The organism is Rickettsia senegalensis, assembly GCF_056135685.1.
The window spans coordinates 325676-338210 of the sequence record NZ_JBVYTQ010000001.1 but is presented as its reverse complement, the minus strand read 5'-3'; the positions used below and the strand labels follow the sequence as shown (position 1 = coordinate 338210).

Genomic DNA, 12535 nt, shown 5'->3' with positions numbered 1-12535 from the left:
AGAATTATATAGTAATTCGACGTAGCAATCTCAGGATATTTGACGAGATTGCCATGCAAGTACTACGACTGCTCGCAATGACGGGTATACAATTCACATAAAAAACTTCAAACAAATAATAGTTCTAATGTCTTATTACGATACTATATTTAGCAAACATATAGACAAAATTAAGAGCGAAGGAAGATATCGAGAATTTAAAGCCTTAAAAAGACAAGCCGATAATTTTCCTTTTGCAGAACACGCTAATAAACAAATAGTTATGTGGTGCATTAATGACTATTTGGGTATGAGTAAGCATGCAAAAGTAATGCAAGCTTCTATAGATGCCTTGCTAAAATACGGTGTTGGATCAGGTGGAACTCGCAATATCGGCGGTAATAATATTGCCATTCTTGAGCTTGAAAAAGAGCTTGCAGATTTACACAAAAAGCAAGCAGCTTTAGTTTTTACATCCGGTTTTGTTGCAAATGATACAACGCTTGCAAGTCTTGCTAAAATCATGCCGGGTATAGTATTTTTCTCCGATGAACTAAATCATGCTTCAATAATTGCAGGAGTTACAAGTTCAAGAGCCGAGAAATATATATATAGACATTTAGATGTTAAGCATCTAGAAGAGCTTTTACAATCAGTCGATATTAATAGACCGAAAATTATTGTTTTTGAATCGGCTTACTCTATGGACGGTTTCTTCTCACCTATCAAAGATATAATTAACTTAGCCAAAAAATATAATGCTTTAACCTTTATCGATGAAGTTCATACGGTCGGTTTATACGGTAAACATGGAGGCGGTATTGCCGAGCTTCTTAATTGTAGCGATCAAATCGATATTATTCAAGGTACACTTGCCAAAGCATACGGCACTATCGGCGGTTATATCACTAGCAACCATAATTTAGTCGATGCTATAAGGCTAACCGCTCCAGGATTTATTTTCACTACTTCATTACCGCCGGTAATTTCTACCGCTGCAACGCATAGTATTAGACATCTTAAAGAATCGAATGAAGAACGAATAAAACATCAAGAAGTAGTTACAAAACTTAAAAATTCTTTTGAAAATTTTAATATACCTTATTTGAAAAATGAAAGTCATATAGTGCCGATAATTATTGGTGATCCGATTAAAGCAGCTAGTGCCTCAAATATGCTCCTTAATGAATATGGTATTTACGTTCAACATATCAATTTTCCAACCGTACCGAGAGGTACGGAACGCCTCCGAATCATCCCAACCCCTGCCCATACCGATAAAATGATAAATGATTTATCTATAGCCTTAGTGCATATATTTGCCGAACTTGATATAGAATTATCTTCTACAAAAGAACTAAACGAAGAAGTACGCTTGAATCTTATTGCATAACTTCACGTCATTGTGAGGAATTTGCAACTTTGTTGCATGGTTCGTTTTATGTCATTCCCGCGTGGCATTGTTGCGTGGATCAATTTCACCTCTGTCATCCCGTGGCTTGACCACGGGATCCAGTTAAAAATACTAATATATTAGTATTTTTTATTATTTTTATGGGCCCCGTCGTCAAGCGAGCTAGGTGACATAGTAGGTTTTACCGATCTATGCAACAAGACCTACTCGCGTAGGCGAGAAGCCAGAAAACAACCTTAATACTAGTACAAAAATTACATGTTAATTAATGAAATAAACCTAAAAAACAAGTTTTTTTAGGTTTTACTGGATTCCTGCTTCTAGCTAGGAATGACATAGTATACACACAACAACGCTTTCAGTCTCTTAGCCCACGACAATATAGATAGTTACTAAGCAATACCGATGAGCTTACAAAAACTATTGCATATTTCGGCTCATTAGTTTATTTTGATTAGCAAACTATGTACAGAATTAATGGATTATTAAAATGGGAATTACTGTATTAAAAAACGAAGGATTGGATTTTCATGCAAGAATCTCTACTCCTTTAAGTGAGATAGATGACGATATTCAAAAAGAATTACTTGATTTAACCAAAAAAGTTAAAATAGCAGGTTTTAGAGCCGGTAAAGTACCGGTTTCAATTGTTAAGAAAAAATACGGTACTTCCGTCAGAAATGATATAATAGAAAGAAGAATTAACCTTTCGGTAAATCACGTTATTAAAGAGCATAATCTAAATATAATCGGTAGACCCAAAATTGAAGAATTGCAAAACGAACCCGATAAGGCTTTAGAATATACCGTAAAAATAGAGCTATTACCTAAAATTACTATTCCGGATTTAAAGAAAATCTCACTAGATCGCCCAAAATTAGAAGTAAACTCTAAAGATGTTGAAGAACAACTAGAAAAACTTGCCGCACTAACAAAAAGCTATACTAGAGAAAGTAAAGCAAAAATAAAAGATGGAGATCAGGTTACTATTGATGCAATCGGGTACATCAAGGATGCAGCTTTTGAAGGCGGTAAATTAAATGATTTTAAGGTAGTAATAGGTAGTAATGCACTTATTCCAGGTTTTGAGAAACAATTAATAGGTTCTAAAACAGGTAGTGAAGTTGATGTTAATGTTACTTTTCCTGAAAATTACCATGCTAAAGATTTAGCAGGTAAAGTTGCTCGTTTTGCGGTACAAATTAAAGCAGTACATACTGCAGAACCTACCGTTATTGATGAGGAGTTTGCTGAAAAATTCCAAAGTAATAGCCTTGAAGAATTGCGTACACATTTTGCTAAACAAATAGAAAACGAATCGGAAGAAGCTATTAATACTATAATGAAAATGAACTTATTTGATAAGTTAGAAAAATTGTTAGATTTTGACGTACCGGAATCTTTATTAGAACAAGAAAAAAATATTCTAAAGTCCGAAACCGATAAAAATGGCCAAGATGAATCATTATTAAAAGATAAATCCCCTAAAGAAATAACAGAATATTATAATAAATTAGCCCTACGCCGTGTGCGAATAGGCTTATTACTTGCTGAGTACGCAAAATCTAAAAATTTGCAATTAGAGCCCGATGATTTAAGAAAAGTTATTATGCAACAAGCACGTAATTTTCCTGGGCAGGAAAATATGATATTTGATTTTTATAAAAATAATCCTAGAGCAATTGAAGGACTTAAAGGTCCTGCCTTAGAAGATAAAGCTGTACAATATATATTTAATAACGAAATAAAGCTTAAAGAAAAGAAATATACTAAGGAAGAGCTAGAGAAATATCTAGAGGCAGAAGAGCAACGTATTACTTTGATTTAAGGTTTATTAATGTCATTGCGAGTGGATATATTGCGTGGACACCTAATCGTCATTGCGAGCGGGTATTGTTGCGTAGATATCAAAACCGTCATTGCGAGGAGCGAAGCATTGTTGCAATCCAGAAAAAGATTAAAAAAATTCTGTAAATCAGGATTTTTTACTGAATTGCTTCGTCAATTACTCCGTAATTTTCCTCGCTATGACGGAAAGCCGGTCCGTGCGGTGAGCAATGCCCGTCTTTCTTAGCTCCGGCAATATATTACTCCTGATTTTTATAGTCTTTAAGGCTAGTTTAACTATTTTATTTACCTCTAGATTAGTGTAGGCAGAGATAGGAAAAACTTCTTTATTAGTAGCTTTCTGCAACTCATTTATTTTTTCTTGTATTTCCTCATCGGTAAGAACATCACATTTATTAAGACATATGATTTCGATTTTATTTTTTAGATAATCGGAATATGATTCAAGCTCAAGATGTACTGTATTATAATCTGCCATTACATCATTACTAGAGCCGTCTATTAAATGTATTAATACAATACATCTTTCTATATGCTTTAAGAATTTATCGCCAAGTCCGTGACCTTGATGAGCCCCCTCAATTAAGCCAGGAATATCGGCTATAACAAACTCTTCGTCATCAACATACGCCACTCCAAGATTCGGCACTAAAGTAGTAAAGGGATAATCGGCAATTTTAGGCTTAGCTGCCGTTACAACCGATAAAAAAGTAGATTTACCAGCATTCGGCAACCCCACAAGCCCAACATCAGAGAGGAGTTTTAAGCTTAAATGAATCCACATTTCTTCAGCAATTTCCCCTTCCGTACGCTTTCTTGGAGCTTGATTAACCGACGTTTTGAAATGGCTGTTACCAAGACCGCCGCTTCCTCCTTTAATTATTTCAAAGCTTTGGTCACCCTCAGTGAAGTCATGCAATAATATATTGCCGTCCTCGGAAAAGATTTGAGTACCGATTGGAACATCAAGAACTAACGATTTTCCTGATTTACCGCTTCTATGTGAACCTTTACCGTTTTCACCGTTTTCTGCGGTAAAATGTTGTTTATATCGATAATTTACTAGCGTATTAAGATGGTGATTACTCCTGAAAATAACACTACCGCCACGTCCGCCGTCACCGCCATCCGGTCCGCCTCTATCAATAAATTTCTCACGATGAAAACTAACGCAACCATTGCCACCATTCCCACCTTTTATATATATTTTAACTTCATCAATAAAATTCATATGATTTATATTTTCAACGTCATTGCGAAAGAGTGCGTGGACTGGTTTTCCGTCATTGCGAGGAAATTGCATAGCAATTGACGAAGCAATCCAGTAAAAAATTCTGATTTATAGAATTTTTTAATTATTTTCTAGATTGCCACGTCGCCTATGGCTCCTCGCAATGACGATAATGTTTACCTCTCCCCGATACCTTTATACTCTCTATGTACATAACCGGTGTAAAGCTGTCTAGGTCTGCTAATTTTTTGTTCAGGGTCTTCGTGCATTTCTTTCCATTGTGCCATCCAGCCTACGGTTCTTGCTATTGCAAAAAGTACCGTGAACATTTGCGACGGTATACCCATAGCTTTATAGATAACACCTGAATAAAAATCAACATTTGGGTATAATTTTCTCTCAATAAAATATTCATCTTTAAGAGCGATAGCTTCAAGTTCTATTGCTATTTGCAGGAGTGGGTTGTTTTCTAGCTGTCCGAGTTCCTTTAATACTTCTTTGCAAGTTTCTTTAAGTACTACGGCACGCGGGTCATAGTTTTTATAGACACGATGACCAAAGCCCATCAACCTAAACGGATCATTTTTATCCTTAGCTTTAGCTATATATTTAGGAATATTCTTAGAACTACCGATTTCTTTAAGCATATTTATTACCGCTTCATTAGCCCCGCCGTGGGCAGGTCCCCAAAGTGAGGCAATCCCTGTACTTACGCAAGCAAAAGGGTTAGCTCCAGATGAGCCGGCAATTCGGACTGTTGAAGTAGAAGCATTCTGCTCATGGTCAGCATGCAGAATAAATATTTTATTAAGAGCATTTTTTATTATTGGATTTACTTTATATTTTGTACAAGGCGTTGCAAACATCATATGCAGAAAATTTTCAGTAAAATCTAACGAATTATCAGGATAAATAAACGGTTGCCCTATAGAATATTTATAAGACATTGCGGCGATAGTTGGTATCTTAGCAATCATTCTAATAGCGGTAAGTTCGTAGTCTGCTTCTTTAAAATTCAGTAAATCAGGATAAAATGCTGAAAGAGAACCAACGGCCGCAAGCATAATAGCCATAGGATGAGAAGAGCTACAAAAGGTTTGAAATAAATAGTGTAATCTTTCATTCACTAATGAATGATGAGCAACCTGTTTAGTGAAATTATTATACTGCTCGATGCTTGGTAATTCTCCATAGATTAGCAAATATGCCACTTCTAAAAAATCACTTTTCTCGGCTAAATCTTTAATGTCATATCCTCGATGTCGCAAGATTCCTTTATCACCGTTTATATAAGTGATAGTAGACTGACAAGAAGCAGTAGACATAAAGCCCGGATCATAAGTAAAACAATCGGCTTCCGAAGATACCCTGCTTATATCAATTACATCCTCACCAATACTTGCTTTAAGTATAGGTAATTTAAATATTTTTCCTCTGATTTTTAATTCGGCAAATTCTGAATCATTATTATTTTCATTGGTCATATGGATATACCCTTTGTTGTTATATATCAATATAACCTTAATTTCAGAAAATTAGAAATGAATTATATGAAATCAGTACGAATTGTATAAGTTTATTTATTAAATTGATTAATTTTATTTAAAATAGTAAAATCTAAGAAATTTTTAATTTAATAAATTTAGTTATTTTTATGATAGTGCAGAAAAGTTATATTGATAATAACCGTAGGCTTGCAATTCCTATCAAAATAAGACAAAAATTAAAACTTAAAATAGGGGATGAAGTAACAATTAAATATAACAGAATTAATAGTTTCAACCTTTCATTCAAGTATAGAAAAAGCAAGAAACAATTTGAATAAATATAAGAATGTTGATTTACATAAAGAATTAAAGCTTATTAGGTGCTGTAAATATTTCTAACATTTGATAAATTCGTTTAAAGCTTTTTTGACTATTCCATTTAAGGTATAACCGTGTTGCATAGCATACAGGCTTACTTCTTTATGTAATTCAGGCTCGATTCTAACATTAAAACTACCTTTAAACGGTTTATCGGGAATTTTACCGACTATATTACAATCTTCTAAGTAACTATCTATAGCTTCACGAAATGACTTCACTAAAGTTTTAGCATCAGAGCCTTCATAAGTTATTAAATCTCTTATAAATTCTACTTTGCCAAAAAATGATTCTTCTGAAGCGTCAAAATGTACTGATCCTAAATAACCTTTATAACTCATAAAATCGTTTTTTATCATATTAGCCCCTCTTCTTCTAATTTTTTAATTATTTGTTCAATTAAATAAGGTTTTATAATTGGTTTAGGGTGAGGCTTATGTAGGTTAATAATTAAAGCTGTTTTTTATTATAAAATTTCCTTCTAGAACCGCCGGTTTACCCGTTTTAAGTTCTTCAAAATGTAAGCTACCTAGCAGTCTAGTTAACTCATCCCAAGTAAAGTCTTTTGGCTTTGATTTCAATCTTTTAATAAGTATATCTATTGAACTCAATTTAATATTTTTTTAATTATAACATAACTATAGCATTATTTATTAACATAAGCAACTAAAATTAGTTACGTAATATAAAAGTTTAGCTAGTAACCAAATCTTTATTTGCAAGATACTCCTTAATCTTTAGTAAATCATACCAAGAGGTACGTTTTTGCATAGGTTGGCGAAGTAAATAAGCAGGATGGAAAATTGCCGTAGTTTGGATAGGAGCGTATAGATATTTATTGGTATAACAATAATATTCTTGTCTAATTTTAGTAATACCCGAATTTTTTCCAAGTAAGCTAGTTGCAGCCGTGCTACCGACTAGAATAATTAGCTTCGGGTTAATAAGAGCAATATGTTTCTCGACAAACGGTCTACAAATATCGACTTCTTCGAGTGTTGGCTGTCTATTAGCGGGAGGACGCCAAAATACCGTATTAGTAATATAAGCGTTATTTTTCCGTGAAATTCCGATAGCATGCAGCATATTATCAAGTAAATTGCCGCTTTCACCGCAAAAAGGTATTCCTTTCAAATCCTCAGTACTTCCAGGAGCTTCGCCTATTAACATAATTTTAGCTTCCAAATTACCATCACCGAAAACCGTATTAGTAGCAAATTTCTTAAGTTCACAACCATTAAAATTTAGTAGAGATTCTTTTAGTTCTTCGATATTATTAGCTTTATCGGCAAGAGATCTTGCTAGGGTTATATTATCGTGAACTTTATCATTCATATTGAATGCAGTTTCTTTTGTAGACATAAGTTTTACTTGTGGCTTTTCGGTTGCAACGTCATTCAGAAAACTTGATACAAGCGAATTTTGCAGGTCTCGCCTGTGCTCACGTATTAATATGCGCTCCGTAGGCTCGCTTTGAAATTCATCCTGTCTGAAGCTTCCTGAATTTAGCTGTAGCTTGGTATTATTACTCACTTTTAATTTCGGCGGATACTCAGAGCAGTAATATTCAACACCGATTGCATCTAACCATTTAAGTGTATCATTCATTATCTTAAAATAAAATATGTTAAAATATTCCGTACCACACGAACTAAATAATACAAGACTCGACAAAGCTTTATTACATCTTTTTAAGAATGTACAGGGTAATTCAGAAAATTTCAGACAAGATGAATTTCAAAGTGAGCCTACGGAGCGTATATTAATACGTGAGCACAGGCGAGACCTGCAAAATTCGCTTGTATCAAGTTTTCTGAATTACCCTGTTTCTAGAAACCAAATCCAAAAAGCTATTAGGAATTCGCAAGTACTAGTTAATGATGTAATTATTTCTGATCCTGATGTTTTGGTCAAGGAGAATGATGTTATATTATTTTCTTTTAAAGAACCTGAAGAGCTAAAAATTGCAGCAGTAAATATAGCACTCGATATAATATATGAAGATGAGGATTTGATAGTAATTAACAAAGCTGCGGGTATGACGGTACACCCAGGGGCAGGACATTATGACGATACGCTTGTTAATGCATTACTTTATCATACGAAGAATCTATCGGATATAGGTTCAGCAGAAAGACCCGGGATAGTGCATCGTTTGGATAAAGATACTACGGGCTTAATGGTAGTTGCTAAAAATAATAAAGCCCATATGCTGCTTGCAAATCAGATAGAGCAAAGGCAGGTAATACGGAAATATAAAGCTTTAGTTTGGGGAGTGATTAACCCGCTAGAAGGAGTCATTAAGAATAATATCGGTCGTAGCCGAGTAGATCGTCAAAAAATGACCATATTAAAATACGGTGGTAAAGGAGCCGTGACGCATTACAAGACTCTAGAGCTGTTTCACAAGGGTACTATTAGTATGGTGGAATGCAAACTTAGTACCGGCAGAACTCATCAAATCAGGGTGCAGCTAAGCCATTTAAAGCATTCGGTAGTAGGCGACCAAACTTACGGCAATAACGACCGGAAAATTGCTCATTCACCGTCTGAACTAAAAGCAAAATTAATCGATTTTAAACGTCAAGCTCTGCATTCTTGGTATTTAAGTTTTACTCATCCGACTAATAATGAGATTATGGAATTTTCTTGTGAGCTGCCAAGGGATATGGAGGAGATTACAGCCACCGATGCATTGCACAAATTCATTGAACTTAAGAAACAAGCTCCTTTGGGTAGTATAGAAGATATTTTAGAGATGAAAAATCTAGGTAGAAAATGAGAACTTGACATAAATTGTATTACAACTATAATTACACTATGTGTTTATAATTGTAATACTTAAGAGTTATGTCTGCACTTACTGTAAGATTACCCAATGATTTAGCCGAGGAAGTAGCTAAAAGGGCTAAAAAACTTCATATTTCACGTAGTCAATATATTAGAAGATCTATTGAAACTATGAATAAAAGCCTATATGAGCAAGAAAGGAAAGAAAAATTATTTGCAATTAGTATGCGTACAAGAAAAGTAAGCATGAAAATAAATTCTGAATTTTCTAATATAGAGCATGACCCTAAAAATTAATCTCGGAGAAATTTGGCTTGCCGATTTAAATCCTAGAGTTGGTAGTGAGCTTGGTAAAACAAGACCTGTATTGATTATTCAAGATCAAGTATTATTGGACGCAAAACATCCTTCTACTTTAATCATTCCGCTAACAACTAATTTAATAGACGATGCTTTCCCTTTACGAATTCGTATTAAAGCTCATAATAAATTAGAAAGAGATTCAGATCTTTTAATAGACCAAATACGTAGTATAGATAATAAACGGTTAATTTTAGGTCCTCTAACTATTTGCAGTCCTATCATTGTGCAAACAATATATAAAGCAATATTAGAAGTTATAGGAGTTGGACCTATCCCGTGCAATATTCTATAAAACAAGTCTTGAGTAAAGCATCAGATAAATTAAATAGAATAGGCATCAGTTCGTCGCAATTAGAAGCACGAATCTTACTACGGCATGTTATAAATAAACCTATTAAGTATTTGCTTATTAATCTTGATGAGCAGTTAAATGAAGTTGAGATAGAAGCTTTTGAAAAACTGTTAGAGAGAAGATTAAAGCATGAACCGATAGCCTATATTACAGGTGTTAAAGAATTTTACTCACGTGACTTTATTGTTAATAAACATGTGTTAATTCCAAGAAACGATACTGAATTGTTGGTGAATGTTATGTTGCAGCGTTATTCCCATAGCCCTCAATGTCATTCCCATACTCCTCTATGTCATTCCCGCGAAAACGGGAATCCAGAAAAAACATTAAAACAGCAACTGGATCCCCGCTTTCGCGGGGATGACATAAAAGAAGCTCGCAATGACAAACTCCTCAGCATCCTCGAACTCGGTACAGGTAGCGGTTGCATTGCTATCAGCATATTATGCGAACTACCCAATGCTAATGTAATTGCCACCGATATAAGTCTTGATGCAATAGAAGTTGCAAGGAACAATGCTCTTAAACATCACATAACGGATCGCATTCAGATTATTCAAAGTAATTGGTTTGAGAATATAAAGGATCAGAGGTTTGACTTTATAGTTAGCAACCCACCATATATATCACACAGTGAAAAATCAGAGATGGCAATTGAGACACTGAACCACGAGCCGCATCTTGCATTATTTGCTGAAGAAGTTGGCTTGCAGGCTTACCGCATAATTGCCGAAAATGCAAAAAAATTCTTAAAACCAAACGGTAAGTTAGTATTAGAGATAGGCTTTAATCAAGCAGAAAGAGTTAGCAAAATCTTTTTGGATTATGGCTATAATATTGACAATATTTATCAAGATTTGCAGTCGCATCACAGGGTAATAGAAATATCTCAAGCATACTATCGTGAAATAAAGAGTTGGTATACGAAGTTCCACTTGAAAAAGAGCAAGGAGTCTGTAAGCCGAGGAGCGGAGCGTATACTAATACGTGAGCATCCGAGGACTTATAAAGATGATGTAGCCAATTTTTTAAGTTCAACGGGTATACATTTAAATCGGTCATATGCAAGGCGAATCGGTAAAAGCTTATCAGGGCTGCAACAAAATTTATTAGATGACGAACTACCGAAATATTTATTTTCCAAAGAAAAGCTTATTGATGAAAAACGTAAAATCTTTTTAGAAATAGGTTTTGGTATGGGCGAGCATTTCATTAACCAAGCCAAAATGAATCCTGATTCACTTTTTATCGGGGTAGAGGTATATTTAAACGGCGTTGCAAATGTTTTAAAGCTTGCGAGTGAGCAGAATATCACAAATTTTTTATTATTTCCTAACAATTTAGATTTTATATTAAACGATTTACCAAATAATAGCCTTGACGGTATTTATATTTTATTTCCCGATCCATGGATAAAAAATAAGCAAAAAAAGAAACGTATTTTCAATAAGGAGCGTCTTAAGATTTTACAAGATAAGCTAAAAGATAACGGTAATTTAATATTTGCTTCCGATATCGAAAATTATTTTTATGAGGCAATAGAGCTAATAGAACAGAACGGTAATTTTGAAATTATGAATAGACATGATTATTTAAAACCGCACGATAATTATATAATTACCAAATATCATCAAAAAGCTATTAAAGAAAATAGAACGCCGAAATTTATGATGTTGCGGCACGTTTCAGGCGGTCATTAATCGCAGCTCCTATATTCACTTGAGGTATAGGGCTAGCAGCTATACCTCGTGCATCATAAGAGGCAGCATAATCGTCGAGGATTCTTAAATATGCATAAAGATTTGCAGCAGCTTCTATAAGGTCGCCTTTAAGGCTTAGATTTAATGAAAATTTTCCCGTAAGATTACTATTGCCAAAATTTAATCCAATTTCTCTATCCTCTAAATTTGTAGCATTTAATCTAACCGGCACATTAGGAGAATAGTGCTTTGCAAGCATGCCTGGAGCCCTTATATCATTTGTTTCTGATGCTTTAAAAACTTTTACCTTAAGTACTTTCTCTAAAATTTCAGCAGTTATAAACCCTTCTCTAAGAATAGTAGGAGTAACAGTTGTAGTATCGATGATCGTTGACTCTAAACCATATTCAGATTGATAGATTTCAGGTGCTAAAATAAAAATTTCGGGGTTTTTCGAAAAGTGCTTTGCAACATGCTCACTATTAGTCGGACTAATATAGTTTGAAGGGTTAGCGCTTGGGGCAGCTATAGGTACACCTGATTGTCTGATAAGCTCTAATGCTATATAATAAGACGGCATACGAAGTGCTATGGTATTTAATCCTGCAGTCACTGCCGAGGCAATATTTGCATTCTCTTTTAAAGGGACAACTATAGATAGCGGTCCAGGCCAAAATTTCTTTACTATTTTTGCAGCAAGTTCATTAAATTCACCTATCGCTTTTGCTTGCTCTACAGAAGCGACATGCACGATAAGCGGATTAATAGCAGGACGGTTTTTGAACTGAAAAATCTTTAAACAAGCTTCATTATTAGTAGCATCCGCTCCGATTCCATAAACTGTTTCAGTTGGAAAAACAACCACTTTACCGGATTTTATAAATTGAACTGCTTTACTGAACATTAATTTAGTTATTTTGGTTTTGTTATATATCTGCTTCTCTATGTCATTCCCGCTTCTAGCGACGTTGTTGCGTGACTCACTTATGTCAT

The 12535-nt window shown here is 34.4% G+C and carries 10 protein-coding genes and 4 pseudogenes; 6 read left to right on the top strand and 8 right to left on the bottom strand.

Features of this window, described 5'->3' with window-relative positions; translation table 11 throughout:
• Positions 1–127: 127 nt before the first annotated feature.
• Positions 128–1372 carry a 5-aminolevulinate synthase gene (gene hemA / locus AC0ODJ_RS01735; protein ID WP_218460503.1) on the top strand — a complete coding sequence of 415 codons (1245 nt, stop codon included), beginning with the start codon at positions 128–130 and terminating at the stop codon, positions 1370–1372.
• A gap of 511 nt (positions 1373–1883) precedes the next feature.
• Positions 1884–3221 (top strand): trigger factor, encoded by a 1338-nt coding sequence (gene tig / locus AC0ODJ_RS01730; protein ID WP_218460504.1) that lies wholly within the window; start codon positions 1884–1886, stop codon positions 3219–3221.
• A gap of 270 nt (positions 3222–3491) precedes the next feature.
• On the opposite strand, the pseudogene obgE reads toward tig, so the two are convergent.
• The 7 genes and pseudogenes from obgE to AC0ODJ_RS01695 form a co-directional block, all read right to left on the bottom strand.
• Positions 3492–4472, bottom strand: a pseudogene (obgE, locus tag AC0ODJ_RS01725) (GTPase ObgE); the annotation flags it as partial.
• 39 nt (positions 4473–4511) lie between these two features.
• Positions 4512–4603 (bottom strand): annotated as a pseudogene (locus AC0ODJ_RS01720) (lytic transglycosylase domain-containing protein); the annotation flags it as partial.
• Positions 4604–4648: 45 nt separating this feature from the next.
• Positions 4649–5956 carry a citrate synthase gene (locus AC0ODJ_RS01715; RefSeq protein WP_218460505.1) on the bottom strand — a complete coding sequence of 436 codons (1308 nt, stop codon included), beginning with the start codon at positions 5954–5956 and terminating at the stop codon, positions 4649–4651.
• Positions 5957–6354: 398 nt separating this feature from the next.
• The gene (locus AC0ODJ_RS01710; RefSeq protein ID WP_218460506.1) at positions 6355–6696 is read right to left on the bottom strand and encodes a type II toxin-antitoxin system HicB family antitoxin; all 342 of its coding nucleotides are present in this window, start codon (positions 6694–6696) and stop codon (positions 6355–6357) included.
• 84 nt (positions 6697–6780) lie between these two features.
• Positions 6781–6948, bottom strand: a complete 168-nt coding sequence (locus AC0ODJ_RS01705; RefSeq protein WP_218460507.1) for a hypothetical protein — start codon at positions 6946–6948, stop codon at positions 6781–6783.
• A gap of 82 nt (positions 6949–7030) precedes the next feature.
• Positions 7031–7723 (bottom strand): annotated as a pseudogene (locus AC0ODJ_RS01700) (uracil-DNA glycosylase family protein); the annotation flags it as partial.
• Between the two features lie 126 nt (positions 7724–7849).
• Positions 7850–7963, bottom strand: a pseudogene (locus tag AC0ODJ_RS01695) (uracil-DNA glycosylase); the annotation flags it as partial.
• Between AC0ODJ_RS01695 and AC0ODJ_RS01690 the strand changes: the two are divergent.
• The 4 genes from AC0ODJ_RS01690 (at position 7962) to trmB (ending at position 11542) form a co-directional block, all read left to right on the top strand.
• Positions 7962–9119: an RluA family pseudouridine synthase gene (locus AC0ODJ_RS01690; RefSeq protein ID WP_218460509.1), complete on the top strand. Its 1158-nt coding sequence runs from the start codon at positions 7962–7964 to the stop codon at positions 9117–9119. The pseudogene AC0ODJ_RS01695 and the gene AC0ODJ_RS01690 overlap by 2 nt on opposite strands.
• A 68-nt stretch (positions 9120–9187) precedes the next feature.
• Complete coding sequence (locus tag AC0ODJ_RS01685; RefSeq protein WP_218460510.1) at positions 9188–9424, top strand: ribbon-helix-helix domain-containing protein; 237 nt, start codon at positions 9188–9190, stop codon at positions 9422–9424.
• Positions 9408–9782: a type II toxin-antitoxin system PemK/MazF family toxin gene (locus tag AC0ODJ_RS01680; RefSeq protein ID WP_474464751.1), complete on the top strand. Its 375-nt coding sequence runs from the start codon at positions 9408–9410 to the stop codon at positions 9780–9782. The genes AC0ODJ_RS01685 and AC0ODJ_RS01680 overlap by 17 nt, the downstream gene beginning before the upstream one ends.
• Entirely contained in the window at positions 9767–11542 is a 1776-nt protein-coding gene (trmB, locus tag AC0ODJ_RS01675; protein WP_474464749.1) for a tRNA (guanosine(46)-N7)-methyltransferase TrmB, read from the top strand. Before AC0ODJ_RS01680 ends, trmB begins: the two co-directional genes overlap by 16 nt.
• On the opposite strand, the gene AC0ODJ_RS01670 is transcribed toward trmB, so the two are convergent.
• The gene (locus AC0ODJ_RS01670) at positions 11508–12446 is read right to left on the bottom strand and encodes an L-threonylcarbamoyladenylate synthase (protein ID WP_218460513.1); all 939 of its coding nucleotides are present in this window, start codon (positions 12444–12446) and stop codon (positions 11508–11510) included. The two genes, trmB and AC0ODJ_RS01670, sit on opposite strands and share 35 nt — an antisense overlap.
• Positions 12447–12535: the final 89 nt, after the last annotated feature.